This is a genomic window from Aureispira anguillae, from assembly GCF_026000115.1.
GTDB classification, from domain to species: domain Bacteria; phylum Bacteroidota; class Bacteroidia; order Chitinophagales; family Saprospiraceae; genus Aureispira; species Aureispira anguillae.
Window position 1 is genome coordinate 6,897,822 of the sequence record NZ_AP026867.1, and the last position, 17,664, is coordinate 6,915,485.

Here is a 17,664-nt window from a genome sequence, read left to right on the forward strand (position 1 = left end):
GTTTGTATTAAAGGGTATTTTAACTAAAACTTACCATTTGAGTTTTTCCAATCTTCCTTGTTAGGAATTGTCTCAATGATATCCCAATGTTCTACAATTTTTCCTTCCTCTATTCTAAACAAGTCATAATAAGCGACAGGATCTCCTTTGCCAAATTTACCTTCACTAATCGTTAACACAAAATTACCTTCTCCAAGCACTTGATGGAGTTGGTCATATTGAAGGATTAATCCATTATCTGCAAAGTATTTTAAGGCATTTCCTAAGCCATCTAGCCCATCTGCGATAGTTGAATTATGTTGAAGATATTTTTGAGGATTAATATAATCTGTTAATTTTTCTACCTCCCCATTTTTTAAGACATCGGTTACAAAACCTTTAACCAAAGCTTTATTAGCGGCTGTTTTGTCTAAATCAGTCAAGGCTGTTGCGCCATCTAGTTGAGTTCTACCACTTGGATTTGGAGGAGTGATTTCAGCTAGGTTGTCCCAATGTTCAACAATTTTACCTGCTTCAAACCTAAATACATCAAAAGCAGCTTTGGGTCCAAAAAAATCATATTCAGTATGCGTAAAAACATAGTCTCCATCTTCAAAAGCTCGAATAACTTTCGCTTTAAAACCTTCTGGTGGTGCCATTTTCATGAGTTCCCCAAAACCTTCTAAGCCATCGCCAACGGCTAGATTATGTTGGATATATTTGGTCGGATTAATATAACCAATTGGAGTTTGATCACCCGTGTTAAAACTATTGAGTAGGGCAACCACTTTTTCTTTTTTTGATAAGTTCATTTTTTCCTCTTTTTGAGTTGCTGGAATCGTTGGTGTATTACAATTGATAAAACTGTAAAGAAAGACCACTCCAACCAGTACTGTTATTAATTTCATTGTTGTATTGCTTTGGTAAATAATTCAAGGCAAAATTAGCGCAACAAAGCGTGTAAGGAAAGGTAAAAAAGTGCTTTTGGGCTATCCAAATTGGAAAATTGTTATAAATGGGCTTTTCGAAAGGCCTCGGGAGAAGATTGGGTGTACTTTTTAAAAAATTTATAAAAATTAGTAGGCTCATCAAAACCAGCAGTATAGGCAATTTCTTTGATAGAAGCACTCGAATGAATTAATAGTCGTTTGATTTTTGTAACAATCAACTCATTAATAAAATTTTTAGCAGACTTATGGACAATTTCTTGCACTATATTGTTAAGTGTCTTGGTACTACAGCCCATTGTCTGGGCATAATCCATTACTTTTTTTGTTTTAAAGCAATTGGTCTCTACTAATTTTTGAAAGGCAATAAATTCGGTTAGGTATTTTCGAGGAGTTAAATCACATCCTTTTTGAGCCTTGGCACGATACAGCTTTGCAATAAGAATATGTAAGAGACTTCGTATGATTCCCAACGAATAATCATCAACTACTTGGGTATACTCATTTTGAATATGTTGCCCTAATTGCAGTATATCCGCATATTCTATTGGTGTTAGTTGAATTTTGGGTGAACTCAATAATTCATTAAATAATTGTAGTGCTTTTAGGGCTTCCTGTTGCTCCAAATAACTGGCAATAAAGTCATCTGTAAAAAAGAATAAAAGCCCCTCTGCCTTGCTGAGATGGAATTTGTGAATTTGATCTTTTCGAATGCTAAGAACAGTACCTTGCTGATAGGAATAATCTGTAAAATCAATTGTGTGGCAACCTTGATGGTTTGTTCCTAATAATAAAATATAAAAATTAACTTGATGGAGTGTCGTTAATTCTGCCTGTAGCCTTCCTCTACTCAATAGCTCCTTTAGACTAACCAAATCAAAATTAGATTTGGGGAGCGTTTGATTCTGAAATTTAATTTGTTCTATTTTAGGAAGCATAGGATATACTAGAATCGTATTGATATTAAAATGTTGGTTCTTTGACAACTTGAGCAGAATAGTGAATTACTTTTTGTTGCTTTTGGGGGCGATGCAAAAAGGAAAAGTCCCACAACTAGGCTATTGCAGCGAGTAAAAGGCGATGGTACATTAATTTAGAAAAATGTTCTGTACTCAGCTTTTTTCTATAAAAAGCAGTAAAACGCTCACTCTTTTTTAGCATTTGTTACAAGAGTCGTTAAAGAACTAAAGGCATTAAGCACTTCGTTTGACCATAGAACTTAATAATAAGCCCAACCCTCCACAGAGCAGCACCAAAATCACAATTAAATCAAAAGCTGACATGTACTGTAAACTAAAGTGTGTGTTGGCGATAACACCAAATATTAATGCCACTAAGGAACCGACTGTGATTAACCAAGCTAAAGGATTGCGAGCATTAAAAAACAGCATGCCAACCCCCAGCATAAAAACAATCATAATGGAGCCAGAAGTAACGCCATAACCTCCAACATTAAATAGAGAATATCTGCCATGAAACATCGTGCCTAGATCTACTCGAATAGAATTTAACATTAGGTACAAACCACCAATAAACATAATAAATCCAAGAAAGAAACGCCCGATATTAGTTCCCATAAGTTTAATGTTGAAGTGTTTAAGAGTTTTTGATAAAAAATAGATAAAACAAAACGGTCTTATGTAAGGGATAACATTACAAGTATACTAAAAAATTCCTAGACCCTAATTTTTTAAGATATTCAATTCTTTGTTATCTTGTATAGTTAATGAAAATATTTGATGTTGATTGAAAAACAGTCATTCACCAGAACAATCAATATTTTTAATTTCGATAGTTCCTCTAAAAATCAAAGCCTACCAACCTTAATTATTTACGAACTATTATAATTTGTAATCACTAGAATATGACCACACAAATAAAATCATTCGAACAGTATCAAGAAGTTTATCAAAAAAGTGTCAACCAACCAGAAGTATTTTGGGAAGAACAAGCTGCCTCTTTTATTTGGCGCAAAAAATGGGACAAAACACTAGATTGGGACTTTAGAAAACCAGCGGTAAAATGGTTTGTGGGTGGTAAATTGAATATTACAGAAAATTGCCTAGATCGCCATTTGGAGACTAGAGGAGATAAAACAGCCATCATTTGGGAGCCAAATGAACCCAATGAGCCTACTATAAAATATACTTACAAAGAGTTGCACGCTGAGGTTTGTCAATTTGCCAATGTGCTCAAAGCAAATGGTATCACCAAAGGAGATAGAGTTTGTTTTTATATGCCAATGGTTGCAGAATTGGCGATTGCTGTTTTGGCTTGTGCTAGAATAGGAGCTGTTCATTCGGTCGTATTTGCAGGCTTTTCTGCCAAGGCGTTGGCTGATCGAGTAAAAGATGCCCAAGCCAAAATGATTATTACTTCAGATGGAAATTATAGAGGGGCTAAAAATATTCCTGTTAAGGCGGTTGTTGATGCTGCTTTAGAGCAGGATTGTGATTCCGTAGAAACTGTTATTGTGTATCAGCGTACACAGACAGCGGTGACGATGCAGGATGGGAGAGATAAGTGGTGGCACGAAGAAATGAAGGGGAAAAGCACAAGCTGCGAGGCAACAGAAATGGATGCTGAGGATATGTTGTTTATTTTATACACTTCTGGCTCTACTGGCAAACCCAAAGGAGTCGTGCATACCTGTGGCGGGTATATGGTGTACACCGAGTATTCATTTCAAAATGTATTTCAATATCAAGAAGAGGATGTGTATTGGTGTACGGCAGATATAGGATGGATTACAGGGCATTCGTATATTGTTTATGGTCCTTTGTTGGCTGGAGCGACAACTATGATGTTTGAAGGAGTACCAACGTATCCCGATGCAGGGCGATTTTGGAAAATTTGCGAAAAACATCAAGTCAATCAATTTTATACGGCACCAACTGCCATTCGAGCGCTACAAGCAATGGGAGATGAGCATGTCACGAATAGCGACTTAAGCAGCCTTAAGGTTTTGGGGACGGTCGGAGAGCCTATTAATGATGAAGCCTGGCATTGGTACAACGAAGTGGTTGGACAACAAAAATGCCCTATTGTAGATACTTGGTGGCAAACGGAAACAGGGGGCATCATGATTTCTGCTTTGGCAGGGCATACGCCTCTAAAACCTTGTTATGCTAGTCTGCCTTTACCTGGGATTCAGCCTTGTTTGGTAGATACTGATGGTAATGAAATTGAAGGAAACGATGTAGAAGGTTTGCTTTGTGTAAAATTCCCTTGGCCCTCTATGATCCGAACTACTTATGGGGATCATGAGCGTTGCAGGCAGGTCTATTTTTCGGCTTTTGAGGATAAATATTTTACAGGAGATGGTGCTAGACGAGACGAAAATGGGTTTTATCGAATCATTGGTCGGGTGGATGATGTTATTAATGTATCAGGGCATCGTTTTGGAACGGCTGAAATTGAAGATGCCATTAATGGTCATCTTAATATTGTTGAATCTGCTGTTGTAGGCTATCCACATGATATAAAGGGGCAGGGGATTTATGCTTATGTAATCGCAAATGATGCGGTGGTTGATGAAGCTGAATTTAGAGAAGAAATCTTATTTATTGTTTCTAAAGAAATTGGACGTATTGCTAAGCCAGATAAGATTCAGATTGTAAAAGGGCTGCCTAAAACTCGTTCAGGAAAAATTATGCGCCGTATTTTACGTAAAATAGCAAGTGGCGATGTCTCTAATTTGGGAGATACTTCTACCTTACTCAATCCAGATGTGGTAGAGGAAGTCATTGGAAGTGCATTGGTTGAATAGAGAGCTTTTATGTAACTCGTTCCCCTTCTTTTGAGTGTGTTGAATCGCTTAAAGGAAGGGGATTTTTTGTTTTAGTGAGGCCCTACATTTTAAGAATACAACAAGTGATCAATCTATTAGATAGAATGTTAAAGAGCATAAAAATTAGACTCGTTGTTTGTATTTAGTCTAAATAAATTATATCTTGCGCTAACTAACTACAGATTAATAAAAAATAAAGGACCATGAATCCACTTGAAATAAATAATACGCCTAGTTCTGTTATTCCAAGTTTTGACTGTAAAGATTGCAAAAAGAAGTGTTGCAAAAAATATAAAAAGGGCAAAAAGCAATGTAAACGTTGTCCCAAGTCACCTCAACTTTAGTAGATGCCATTGAAAAAACTAAGGTCTACAAAAAAAGAGACTACGCTCATGACGTAGCCTCTCTCATTTGTATAGTTAAAAAGCAAATTAGATTATTTATAATCTACCTTTTGGTTTTTTTGCTGTAAAAATAATATCAACCCTACGATCTTTAGAATCGCCAGAAGCACTAGTTTTGGCTCCATTGGTAGGGTCTTCTTCTCCCATAGGAATCAGTGTAACCTTATTACCATCCAACCCTTTATTGACCAAGTATTGACGAACGGCAGTTGCACGGCGCATCGACAATTCCATATTCTTTTTGGCATCACCATTTGTGCTTGCATTACCTTTAATGTATACTCGAATTTCATTGCCTTTAGCTTGCTCTTGATCTAAGGCTTGCTTAACGGCATCTAAATTAGCCTCGGAGGTAGCTCCCAATTTAACAGAACCATTGTCAAAGAAAACCTCCCCCACTTTTTTGTATTTTAGAGGTTGATTGTCGATCATCTTTCTAAGCTTTTTAAGCTCTTCTTGATTCTTTTTAATCTCATTACCATGTTGTTCAATTTTGGAGCTGTTTTCTTTAATAGCATCTCCTTGTTGTTGAATGGTTGTCGTATTTTGCTCCAAAATCGTATTGGTTTCTTTTAGAACGGTTTGTAGCGAATCCGTTCTTTTCCGATTTTCATTAATGGTTAATTCTAATTGATTATTTTTGTCTTTTAACACTTTCATGTTCTCCTGCATTTGCTTAATCTTTTTGTTTTCACCAAAGCGATAAGCCAACATAAGTTCATGTTGAGTTCCCATACTCGTATTAAGTTGAGAATCTACCCCAATGCCAAAGGTATAAGCAAAGACAAACTGCCGCTTAATTTCAACGCCTAGTGTAAGATCAATAGAAGCAGTAGCAGTCGTGTTGTTGCTAGAACGATAGCCAACACCTATCCAACCCATTCCGTCTAAACCAACAATCACATTGGCTTCAGCTTGAAAGGGGATGTTCTCGATGATTCTACCCATGAAAACAGGTTGTAAATAAAAACGGTGTTTTTTCTCAACAGGACCAAATAAGTGTTTATAACTAGCAGAAACTAGCCATTGACGAGTATTGACATACCGAAGGTTGTTGGTACTTAACAACTGAAGTCCTGTATTTAAACCTTGAAGCATCGCAGCACCAATATGAAGTCCCTTCCATTGATAATCTAGACCAGCGCTAAAATCAAAAGAAGTTCCATTGCCTTCAGAGGGCAGCAGTTGATTGTCGTTTGGATTTTCAACCGTTGCCGCAGAATAATTAAACCGTTGATGCACAAATCCCAACGATAGCCCTGCGCTTAGACCGTGTTTGAACGCCTTTTGACTACTAAAAGGAATATGATAAGCATAGGTTGCCATGCCTCCAACATTGGTGGTAATGTGCATCTGATCTACATAAAGCATACCGCCAAGTCCCATATTTCCTAGCTTTTCAGTCTTAATGGGAGATTCTAGGCTTATAGCACCACTAAAGGGCGAATTCGGTAGTGAGGTCCATTGTCTTTTAAAATGCAAACTAACCATACCAAAATCATTTTGCCCCGTTCGAGCTGGATTATATAAGTATGGGTTATAAATATAATGATTGAGTAAGGGCAGTTGTTGTGCTTGAATGCTAAATGCACTAAATAGCAAAATTACCCCTATACATTTTTGAATTGTTTTTAACATGATTTTCAATTTAAAAATTTGAAAAGAGACAAAGCTTCTGTAATTGGGAACGACCAACTTTATTACTGCCGTTCCCTAACAAAGTTGCTTTATCGTTTAATAGTTACAGCACCTTTAATTGTCTTATCCTCATTCTCAAGATGGATAATATACCAGTAGGTACCATCGGGTAAATTTTGACCATTGAATGTGCCATACCAATCATTTTGGTAATTCTGTGTATTTAATACTTCTATGCCACCACGAGATACAATTTGCAGTTGATAAGGTCCTATTGCTGGATCTTGTAAGAAATTGACAGACCAGTAATCATTGACCCCATCTCCATTGGGCGTAAATAAATCAACAATTTTTAAATCTTCGATAGTGGGCTGAGTAACGGTAATATTTAATTTAGTAGAAGCGCTGCACCCCAATGTATTATATGTAGATACGGTATAGGTGAATGTGCCTAATCCTGATGGGGTGAATGTTGGATTTGGAATATTGACATTATCCAAATCTGTGGCTGGCGACCATTCATAACCAATGCCCCCTGCTGCCCATAATTGTATTGGAGTACCAAGTACTGTGTTGGTATCAGCTATAACAGTAATGGATGGAGCAGGAGCAATTTCTACATTAGTCGTATACGTTGAAGAGCAATTATTAACGGTTACAACAACGGTATAAAGCCCCGAATCTGCTTGCGTCGCATTGATAATAGGAGTACGACTAGTTGCCGTGAACCCATTTGGACCAGTCCAAGCATAAGTAGCTCCAAATACTTCCTGTACCTCTAGTTTTAGATCTTCTCCAATACATACGGGGCTATTGCTATTGGCAAGCCCAGCATCAGGAAGTGCTGTAATCATAACTAGGGTAGAAAGCGGTAAGGATGCACAGCCATTGGCATCGGTTGCCACTAAACTATAGAATCCTTGGTGATCTGTTTCTAAGACCGCACTAATCGCTATATCTTGCGTTGTCGCTGTAAAACCATTTGGACCTGTCCAATTATAGGTAGCACCAGAAACAGGCGTAGTAGTAATGCTTAAATCCTCTAATTCGCAAAGTGGGCTATTGCTGGTTAGGCTATTCAATACAGGTCTTGTATTAACAGTGACCGTGGTTGAAGTACTATTTGAGGTACATCCATTTAAGCTAACAGCAACCTGATAGGTTCCTGCTTCTGCTGTTGTAATATTGGTTAAGTTAAAATTCTGTAGGGTTGTTGCAAAGCCATTCGGACCTGTCCAATTATAAGTGGCACCAGCAATCGTACTGGATTGTACAAAAACCGTTTCTCCTTCACAAACAGGACTATCATTAAAAGCCGTTGGTGCAGCAGGAAGTTGACGAACATCAACATTAATGCTTGTTAGAGGTGAAATACAATCGCCAGCATCCTCTGCTACAAAAAATACATAGTTACCTACGGCAAGCGTTCCTGTATTAAAGGTACCTGTAGTGTTGGCTGTAGACATTGTAAAACGCCCTAGCTCTGTATTGTTGTTATCGTAAAATACTAAATCACCACTGCCTGAGCCTGTCGCTGATAAAATAGCATCCGAACCACTACAAATGGTAACGTTGGATGCACTAGGAGGATTAGGACTAGGATTTACAACGACTGTAGCCATTGCCATTGCACTAACACAGCCAGTACTATTGTCCGTTTCATTGACATAGTAAGTGGTTGACTGATTAACGATAGAGAGGGGTAAGGTTGTTCCTGTGCCAATCATATTCGTTCCTGTAGCATCACTATACCAATTGAGGGTACCTCCAGAACCAATAGCTGTTAAGGTAGCAGAATTGCCCTCACAAGTTGTGTCTGCTGTTGTTATAGGTGTCGTAGGAATTGGATCAACGGTGACGGTTGCGGTATCAATGGCACTCATACAACCATTCTGGTCTACCGCTGTTACATAAAAATTGGTAGTTGTAGTTAGATTCCCTGTGACAAAAGTATTGGTAGTTGCCACTAAATTGGTGAGCGGAAGGTCACTATACCAGTTGACACTGCCAGAAGCACTAAGGGTAGCAACATTTCCCGCACATATTGTGATATCAGAAGCAGTAGGAGTAGCAGGAAGCGTATTGACCGTTACACCAATAGCAACTAAACCAGACTCACAGGTTCCATTATCTTCTGTTGTATAAAATACATGATTGCCAGCAGCCAAAGTACCAGCGTTAAAGGTTGCGATAGGATTGCCTCCCATATTTATTCGACCAACTTCAGTTGATGTATTGTCATAAAAAACAATATCTCCTAATCCAGATCCCGTAGCTGATAAAATGGCATCTTGCCCTAAACAAACAATTACTGAATTGGAGCTTGGAGGATTGGGAGTGGTATTAACAACAGCTGTAATAGCGATTATATTACTCAAACAACCATTCGCTGAAACTTCTTGAATATAATAAGTCGTATTCTGAGCTAAAGCAGGTGTTGTCAATGAAGTTCCTGTTCCAACTAATATAGTAGCAGAAGCATCGCTATACCAATTTAATGTTCCTCCTGTTCCCATAGCCAATAATGTAGCAGGAGTGCCTGTGCAAACTGTATCTGGGGTTCCTGTAGGATCAGCAGGCAATGGGTTGATGGTAACGGTAACGGTAGTAGCTGGACTTTCACAGCCATTAGCGTCTATTTGAGTTACATAAAAATCAGTAGTAGTAGTGAGGTTGCCTGTGTTATAGGTTGATCCTGTATTTAATAAATTGGTCAATGCCATATCGCTATACCAATTGGTTGTGCCTGTAGCAGTAGCGATTAAAGTAGTTGAATTGCCAGAGCAAATATTGCTGTTATTCGCAGTAGGTGCAGTGGGGATAGCATTAACTGTGACACTAATTGCTGCAGGGTTGGATAAGCAAGTACCATTGTCTTCACGAACACTATAAGTATGCGTACCAGTTGCTAGAGTACCAGCATTAAAAGTAGCATTAGGATTTCCTCCCATTGTTACCCGACCTACTTCTGTAAGTGTGTTATCATAAAATACTAAATCACCTGTTCCTGTGCCAGTAGCCGAGAGGATGACATCATCTCCATTACAAACAAAAACAGGACTAGTGCTTGGCGTATTGGGCAATGGATTGACCGTGATAGTTACAGCTACTAGGTCACTTTGACAAGCGTTACCATCCGATTCTTGTACAAAATAGGTGGTATTTTGGTTTAATGCAGGACTAGTAAAGGAAGTTCCTGTTCCAACAGCATTATTCCCCGCTGCATCGCTAAACCAAGTTGTCGTTCCACCAGAGGAGGTAGCAGTAAGGGTTGCCGTTTGTCCTAAACAGATAGTCGCTCCAGTTCCCGTAGGATTGGTAGGATTGGGATTAACGGTTACAGTAACAAGAGTAAAAGCACTTTCACAGCCATTATTGTCTATTTGAGTTGTATAATAGTTTGTTGTTGTTGTTAATGCTCCTGTTGTATAAGAACTTCCAGTTCCTACTAAGTTCGTTAGTGCTGCATCCGCATACCAGTTGATACTACCTGTTGAGCTTGCGGACAAGGTTGTAGAACCATTGGCACAAATACTAGTTCCTGAAGCAGTTGGAGCACTAGGTAAAGCATTGACCGTAACACCAATTAGATTGAGTGGTGATTCGCAGCTGCCATCATATTCTCTTACATAATAGGTGTGCGCACCTGCGGCTAATGCTCCTAAATTAAGGCTTGCATTAGGTGTTCCAGTTGACATTGTTGTTCGACCAATTTCAGTTAGACTATTGTCATAAAAAACTAAGTCACCAGAACCTGAGCCCGTCGCAGACAAGATAACATCTTCACCAAAGCAGACGGCTATAGGAGTTGTACTAGGTTGGTTCGGTAATGGATTGACAATAACTTCTGCTGAAGTTAGTGGTCCAGTACAAGAGCCTACCGATTGCCCCGCATAGAATACGGTATTTTGATGGAGTACGGGGGTATTTAAGACTAAGGTAGGGGCAGGACCTGTAGCAATATTAATTTGCCCTAGTGCATCACTATACCAGTTGAGGGTACCTGAACCAGTAGTGGATATGGTAGCTGATTGGCCAGCACAAACAGTATCTAAGGTTACGACAGGACCCGCCGAGGTAGGGATTGCATCAAAATCGAAATAAACGGGAGCAGACCAACCACAACAATTGTCCTTAACTCTAAGGCGAAGATGATAATTGACGGTTGCACCTGTTACGGGAGTAGGAAAAGAAGCTACTTTTGTATTGTAAATGCCAATAGGATTGGTCGTATTGTTTGCCCCTTCAAATAATATCCATTCGTACTCTGAAGCAGCAGCAGGGGTATTCATCGTAAAGGTTTGCCCTTCGCAAATCGTAACTGACATGGCGGGATCAAAGGTTGGCAATGCACGAGCTGTATTAATTTGAACAAAACCAGCATAAGTTACCCCATCAATAATAATATCTTGTGATCCTACTGTCGTGTAAGAAATAATAGCAGGGGTAGAACTGTTGGTATAAGAACTTACTCCATTTTCTAAATCATCAATAAACGAAGCAACAGCAGGAAGTCCCCATGTTCCTCCATTTTTAGTAATGATAATTTCGGAATTTTGACAACCTTCTAATGGCTCATTGGTTATTATTTGAGTGATATTAGGAGACGTTGTTGATGTAACCGCTGCTCCACTAACTGTACGTACTTGCTCACTACGCCCGTTAGCACCAGCACCACCATTACCACCACGACCGCCATTGCCACCACGACCACCAACTCCACCAATTCCTACTTCACAAGAAGAACAACCAAACAATCCTCCACTGGTGCCACCTAAGCCACCACCATTGCCGCCAGAACCGCCGTTGCCACCAGAACCAGCATTGCCTCCAAGCGGAGCTGCACCAGCAACCAAGGTTACATTATTGCGAGTCCCATTACTAGCAACGATAAACATAGAAAAGGACCCACCAGATCCCCAACCACCAGTGCCACCTTGACCACCTTGGCCGCCGCCACCGCCGCCGCCGCCACCGCCTCCGGTGCCGTCGGTACAAAAGAAGCAACCTTGACCGCCGCCACCGCCGCCGCCACCGCCGCCACCACCACCGGTGCCGTCAGTACCACTAGCGCTTTGTCCAGAAGGTAGCCAAAAATTACTAAATGTTGTAGAAATTGGTAATGCAGCGCCATTGGAACCATTTACACCAGGAGTTCCAATCGTTCCCACAGTAGCATTTACAGAACTACAAGAACCACTACCATTAGTGCCATTACCATTGCCATAGGCACCGCCTGAGCCACCAGTACCGCCGCCTCCTGCGCCTCCTGCACCACCATTCCCTCCACGGTTGTCTTCAGCACCAGCAGAACCACCAGAACCGCCACCGCCACCTTGACGGGCAGTTCCAGAGTTGCCTCCTGAACCATTTTGACCTGAATTTCGACAGGAAAAATCATTATTGGTGGGAGCACCAGTAATACCACCGCCGCCTGTACCACCATTTCCTCCACGGTTGGTCGTACAATCATCATCACAATCTGCGGCACTACCTGTACCACCTGTGCTACCAGCAATAGCTGTAGGTCTATTGATACCGTTTATGCCTCTAGTTCCTGATCCTGTATTCATGGTACAGCGTTCTAGATGCCAGCCATTGGAACTACGGAAATAGAAACCATAAACACTATTACCTCTATTAGCTGTTGTTCCAGATGCTGTACCAGAAGTGCCTCCATTTTTTACGTTAAAGGTAATATCTTGGATTAATTGATTGTTCTGTCCAATAGCTTCAACTCCAATGTAGTAGCCTACATTTGTTCCTGTACTACCATCATAGGCAGAAGTTTCTAATGGAGAGTTGATATTGATTGTAGTAGTCAAACTACTATTTTTTCGACCGATACCTAATACAACTTCCCAATCACCATCAATGATAATATCATCACATCCTATGATAATTTTATGGGTTAAATTATAGGTACCCGATAGTAAACGAATATGTTTTCTATTTTGTAAACAAGCTTGATTTAAAGCCGTTGATAAGTCAACAGGGTTTGCTTCGCTACCATCATTGGTTGTTATACCTGTTGGGCTAGCATAGATGACATCGCACTGAGCTAGGGCAGGGTTCGACCAATAGACAGCTAAGCATAATAAAATGCTACAGCGATAAAACCATTGGGATTTTAATAAATTTATTTTCATAAATGTTTTTTTGGAGATTATAAATGATATTATTTAAAAAATAATGCTATGAACTTATATGGTGTTATAAAAATTGGTTTAAATTGAAAAATACCATTGAAAGTACTAAAAATGAATTGTTTTAACAAACAAAATTATTATTATTAGCTACTTTATGTTACATGAATCAAGAGGAGACTCAATCGATAATTTCTAAAAGTAGGGGTGTAAAACGGACAAAGTGAATTGCCTTATTAGGCCTCAAAAATCTTGGTAATTTTAGCGCATAATCAATTCTACGTAGTTACTTAAGCAACTACGCAGAACTAATGATTGTAAATTTAAACAACCTTTTTGTGCCTAATGGCGTTGCAAATGCTCATTGTAGCTACGGCTACAACTGTGCTTTGCGCCTTATTAGGCCTCAAAAATCTTGGTAATTTTAACGCATAATCAATTCTACGTAGTTACTTATCCATATAAAGCCTATATTATTTCTAATAAATGGATAGTAAGAGCGAGTTGGATTTATTAACTTTACAACAGATCATATTTTTGAACAGATAAAAAACTACGATTATGTTTGGAGGAATGGAGGAAATGAAAAAACAAATGCAAGATGCTTTAACGGCTATTACTGTTGAAGGAGAAGCAGGTGGAGGAATGGTTAAAATTAGAGCAAATGCTGCTCGTCAAATCTTAGATGTAAGTATTGACCCATCTTTAGATTTAAACGATAAAGAGCAGTTGGAAGATTTGATGCTAGAAGCAATGAATCGTGTTATTGCTGCTGCCGCTGTCAAAGAGCAAGAAGAGTCTCAGGCTATGATGGCGAAATTATTGCCTCCTGGTATGGGAGACTTAGGTGGCTTGTTTGGATAGGTATTACTATTTATCCAACATGGAGTTGTTTAAATATATAGACTTTATCACAGTATTTTGCTTTCCAATTAGTTGTTGGCAAATTTTTGTGATAAAGTCTAATCGTAATATGCTTTAATCCAAATAATATGGCTGTATATGTAGGTAGGTGGGATTGTACTTCTTGTGGTTATAAAGGGGTGATAGGTCCAGAAACAGAATGCTCGAACTGTGGGGCTGATCGACCTAAGAATGTTAAATTCTATATGGCAGATGAAAAGGATATTGTTCAAGATCCTGATGTTTTGCAAAAGGCTAAGGAAGGGCCTGATTGGCGCTGTTCTTATTGCGGACAGAATAACAAAAATGCTGAATCTACTTGCAAGGATTGTGGAAATCCTAGAGGTGTTGCAGATAAACAGTTGGACGTTAAGGACTATTCAACGCAAAATGTACCTCGTTCTGGAGATGGGACTCGATCCAAACCTCAAGCCCAAGTAGTGGCTGAGCCCCCCAAAACATTGAACAAAAAAGGGTGCTTCTTTATCTTAGCGATTCTCATTAGTTTGGCAATAGCACTAAGTTGGAGCCATGAAATTGAAGTTCAGGTTGAAAGCTTTGAATGGGAGAGAACGATTCGGGTTGAGGAGAATAAGAAAATAAAGGAAGAAGGGTGGTCGTTGCCCCAAGGTGGAGAGTTAATCACTTCATTTAGAGAAATCCACCATTATGAACAGGTTTTAGATCATTATGAAACTCGTACCCGTACACAACAACGGGCAACGGGAACAGAAGAGTATGTCTGCGGGAAACGAGATTTGGGAAATGGCTATTTTGAAGATAAGTATTGTACTCGAACAACTTATGAGAGTTATGAAGAAGAATATCAGGAGCCTATTTATCGGGATGAGCCTGTGTATCAAACCAAATACAGCTATTGGATTTATAGATGGCTTATCTCCAAACCCATCGTTACTACTGGCAAAAATCAAGAGCCAATATGGGGGGATACGTATGATATAAAAACACAATCAAATCTTCGTGAAGCTGGAAGAAAGGGCATGTATGCTGTCATTGTGCGAGATGAAAAAGCCGAAATACATCGTCATGAAATGAATTTTTCGAAGTGGGAACGACTCAGTATTGGAGCTAATTTAAAAGCTAAACGAGGTACTGTACTGGGAGGTTATAGGGGATTGGTAGAGGAATAAGATTTTATTTAAGGTGGAGTTGTAAAGCTCTTTTATGGATGAAAAAGGCGTTTGTCATTGAAACGGCTTTGTTTCATGTTGGCTTTCGAGGCATTTAAGCAATTGAGTGCTGCAAATATTTTTTTGGTAAGAAGGGGAACTAGATAGGAGTTTTTAGAGTTTTAATAATATTACTATTATAAAAAGAAGCTTTACTTTTATTTAAAACCTCTCATTATGAATATCGGTCAAAAAATACTTGCTGGGATTGGAGTTTTGGGTTTATTATTACTTACTCCTGTTATCTTTTATACGTTTGGAAATACGGTTCCTATTGATTTTTTAGGAGATAAATTGGGCAGTTTAGGGACACCTTCTGTGCTTACATTTGTTGCTTTTTGTATGATAGGGACGATGGCTCTTTTGGGAGGAGGAAAAAATTTGAGTGCTACTTTAGTGAGTTTATTTATAGGGGGATTGTTAATTTCTACTGCTGTGGAAATTAGCTTTTTAGCTTGGTTCAAAGAGATCGTTACTAATGTTGAGTTTTTATCTAATTTAAAATTAAACTTATTGGCAGGTGTTTTTGTGTTGCTGGTTGGGATGTTGTTGAGTTTTGTAGAGAAGGTAAATTTTAAAGTTGAGTTGTTTGTTTTATTACTGCTCCCTTTAAGTTTTTTGGTAGGGAGTAGCTATGCGGGAATTTTGCCGAATCAAAGTAGTTTTAACATATCTATGAATGAAGGGATGCAATCGTTAAAAGGGATGATTGATGCGAAATACTTAGCTCAGGAGAATGTTCAAAAATACGTAGAGGATGTTGCCGAAGATGAGACATTAACAGAGGAAGAAAAAGTAGCAAAAATGGAAAATTTGCAACAAAAAATTGCAAAATTAGAAAGTGAAAAGGACATTCTGCAACGCTTAAAGTCTGAAAATGAAGCCTATAAAAAACGTATTGCAGAGCAGGAAGAACAGTTGAAAGAATATGAGTGGTGTGCGGGGTCGAGAGATAGCAGTTCACAGGTTCGTAGTTATGCCGAAGCAGTTGTGCCGAACCAACCTTGTGTACGTGATTTTGCTGTTTCTTTGGTCAAAGAACAACAAGGTGCCTATTATGATATTCGTCGAGGTACCCCTAGCGAAAAAGGAATGCAACAAATTTGTGTCTTGCATTATTATTTGGCGAACAATTGGAAATACATAAGCGATCCTACTATGATTCGAAACGATTATAATTCACCAGCCAACAGAACCATTGCTTTGGGCTTGGCAGGAGATTGTGATGACTTTTCAATTTTAAACGCTTCTTGTGTAGAAGCAATTGGAGGAATCACCCGAATTATGGTGGGAACGTGCAGTGGTGGTGCTCATGCATGGGCAGAAGTATTGATTGGAAATAAGAGTCAGTGGAATGCTGCTGTTAAAACAATTCGAAATTACTATAACAATCCCTACAAAAAAATAATCCCTAGTATTGATGACGAAGGTAATTATTGGTTGCCGTTAGATTGGTATATGGGGGAATATACCTGCAACGATAACCCCACCCAAATGGAGACTTATTATACTTCAAAAGAGCAATTGACAAAGGGCTTAAAAAGACTAAGCTATTAGACTCCTATTGAAACTATTTTACAACTAGGCTGTTCCAATAAAGAATAGCCTTTTTTTTGTTCTAAAATCTTCTTATTTTGATACATCTGTCAAAGAAGGATAAATTTTTATATTAGAATCAACTATGATATCCACAACATTACACGAAAAAACACCCCTCTTTTATGCGCACAATTTAAGCACTAAGCTTGGCAAAAAAGTCTATTTTAAAATGGACTGCCACCAACCTACTGGCTCTTTCAAAATACGTGGAATTGGTAAGCGTTGTCAAGAAGCTTTTGAGGCTGGATTTGATCATTTTGTAATCGCTTCTGGCGGAAATGCTGGGCTTGCTACTGCTTATGCTGGATGGAAAATGGGAGTAAAAACAACTGTTGTCGTTCCTACAACAACTACGCAAGCCATGCAAGAGAAGATTATTAATTTAGGAGCTGAATTAAAAATTTTTGGAACAACATGGAATGATAGCAATGTGTTTGCACAAAGTTTAGTAAAAAAAGAAAAGGCAATTTATATCCATCCATTTGATCATCCTACTGTTTGGGCTGGGAATGCTTCTGTAATCGATGAATGCGACACTCAGATGTCTCCCCCTGATTTGGTGGTGGTTGCAGTTGGTGGTGGTGGTTATTTTTGTGGTGTGATGGAAGGGATAAAACGAAACAATTGGACCCAAACACAAGTATTAACTGCTGAGACAGAGGGAGCAGCTTCTATGAAAGGCGCTATTGAGGCACAAGAACTCATTACCTTAGAATCTATAGCATCTATTGCTTCTTCTTTAGGAGCCAAGCGAGTGGCTAAACGAGCGTTTGAATTGGCTTTGGAGCACGCCGTAATTCCCTATGCTGTTAGCGACCAAGAAGCATTGGAAGCTTGTCGATTATTTTTGAATGAAACAGGAAATTTAGTAGAACCAGCTTGCGGAGCGGCATTAGCTGCCGTTTATCACAATATAAAACCAATTCAAGAAGCAGATTCTATTCTAATTTTAGTTTGTGGAGGAGCGAGTCTAACATTAGAGCATTTTAATAATTATAGCGCTACACTATTTTAAATTGCTTATCGTATAAAAAATAATTTATTAACACATTACTCCGTTGAAAATGC

At 38.9% G+C, this 17,664-nt stretch carries 10 protein-coding genes; 5 read left to right on the forward strand and 5 right to left on the reverse strand.

From position 1 onward, the window contains the following. Positions 1-23: 23 nt before the first annotated feature. From AsAng_RS26810 to AsAng_RS26820, 3 genes are all read right to left on the reverse strand, one after another. Complete coding sequence (locus tag AsAng_RS26810; protein ID WP_264790221.1) at positions 24-887, reverse strand: nuclear transport factor 2 family protein; 864 nt, start codon at positions 885-887, stop codon at positions 24-26. A 101-nt stretch (positions 888-988) separates the two neighbouring features. Then, positions 989-1,912: a helix-turn-helix domain-containing protein gene (locus AsAng_RS26815; RefSeq protein ID WP_264790222.1), complete on the reverse strand. Its 924-nt coding sequence runs from the start codon at positions 1,910-1,912 to the stop codon at positions 989-991. A 207-nt stretch (positions 1,913-2,119) separates the two neighbouring features. Further along, on the reverse strand, positions 2,120-2,503 hold the full coding sequence (locus AsAng_RS26820) for a hypothetical protein (RefSeq protein ID WP_264790223.1): 384 nt from the start codon (positions 2,501-2,503) through the stop codon (positions 2,120-2,122). Positions 2,504-2,790: 287 nt separating this feature from the next. Here AsAng_RS26820 and acs point away from each other — a divergent pair, with 287 nt between their 5' ends. After that, positions 2,791-4,695, forward strand: a complete 1,905-nt coding sequence (acs, locus tag AsAng_RS26825; protein WP_264790224.1) for an acetate--CoA ligase — start codon at positions 2,791-2,793, stop codon at positions 4,693-4,695. Between the two features lie 461 nt (positions 4,696-5,156). On the opposite strand, the gene AsAng_RS26830 is transcribed toward acs, so the two are convergent. Next, the gene (locus AsAng_RS26830) at positions 5,157-6,758 is read right to left on the reverse strand and encodes a PorP/SprF family type IX secretion system membrane protein (RefSeq protein ID WP_264790225.1); all 1,602 of its coding nucleotides are present in this window, start codon (positions 6,756-6,758) and stop codon (positions 5,157-5,159) included. 89 nt (positions 6,759-6,847) lie between these two features. Further along, complete coding sequence (locus AsAng_RS26835) at positions 6,848-12,907, reverse strand: Ig-like domain-containing protein (protein ID WP_264790226.1); 6,060 nt, start codon at positions 12,905-12,907, stop codon at positions 6,848-6,850. A 558-nt stretch (positions 12,908-13,465) separates the two neighbouring features. Between AsAng_RS26835 and AsAng_RS26840 the strand changes: the two genes are divergently transcribed. From AsAng_RS26840 to AsAng_RS26855, 4 genes are all read left to right on the forward strand, one after another. Further along, complete coding sequence (locus tag AsAng_RS26840) at positions 13,466-13,768, forward strand: YbaB/EbfC family nucleoid-associated protein (protein WP_264790227.1); 303 nt, start codon at positions 13,466-13,468, stop codon at positions 13,766-13,768. Between the two features lie 128 nt (positions 13,769-13,896). Beyond that, positions 13,897-14,958, forward strand: coding sequence for a hypothetical protein (locus tag AsAng_RS26845; protein ID WP_264790228.1), 1,062 nt, complete (start codon positions 13,897-13,899; stop codon positions 14,956-14,958). A 216-nt stretch (positions 14,959-15,174) separates the two neighbouring features. Continuing rightward, positions 15,175-16,554 (forward strand): transglutaminase domain-containing protein, encoded by a 1,380-nt coding sequence (locus AsAng_RS26850; RefSeq protein WP_264790229.1) that lies wholly within the window; start codon positions 15,175-15,177, stop codon positions 16,552-16,554. 124 nt (positions 16,555-16,678) lie between these two features. After that, entirely contained in the window at positions 16,679-17,611 is a 933-nt protein-coding gene (locus tag AsAng_RS26855; protein WP_264790230.1) for a pyridoxal-phosphate dependent enzyme, read from the forward strand. The last annotated feature ends 53 nt before the right edge of the window (positions 17,612-17,664 follow it).

Excerpts from the sequence above, each read along its gene's own strand:
- AsAng_RS26810 (WP_264790221.1), bottom strand. The coding sequence starts at position 887 with ATGAAATTAATAACAGTACTGGTTGGAGTGGTCTTTCTTTACAGTTTT.
- AsAng_RS26820 (WP_264790223.1), bottom strand. The coding sequence starts at position 2,503 with ATGGGAACTAATATCGGGCGTTTCTTTCTTGGATTTATTATGTTTATT.
- acs (WP_264790224.1), top strand. The coding sequence starts at position 2,791 with ATGACCACACAAATAAAATCATTCGAACAGTATCAAGAAGTTTATCAA.
- AsAng_RS26830 (WP_264790225.1), bottom strand. The coding sequence starts at position 6,758 with ATGTTAAAAACAATTCAAAAATGTATAGGGGTAATTTTGCTATTTAGT.
- AsAng_RS26835 (WP_264790226.1), bottom strand. The coding sequence starts at position 12,907 with ATGAAAATAAATTTATTAAAATCCCAATGGTTTTATCGCTGTAGCATT.
- AsAng_RS26840 (WP_264790227.1), top strand. The coding sequence starts at position 13,466 with ATGTTTGGAGGAATGGAGGAAATGAAAAAACAAATGCAAGATGCTTTA.
- AsAng_RS26845 (WP_264790228.1), top strand. The coding sequence starts at position 13,897 with ATGGCTGTATATGTAGGTAGGTGGGATTGTACTTCTTGTGGTTATAAA.
- AsAng_RS26850 (WP_264790229.1), top strand. The coding sequence starts at position 15,175 with ATGAATATCGGTCAAAAAATACTTGCTGGGATTGGAGTTTTGGGTTTA.
- AsAng_RS26855 (WP_264790230.1), top strand. The coding sequence starts at position 16,679 with ATGATATCCACAACATTACACGAAAAAACACCCCTCTTTTATGCGCAC.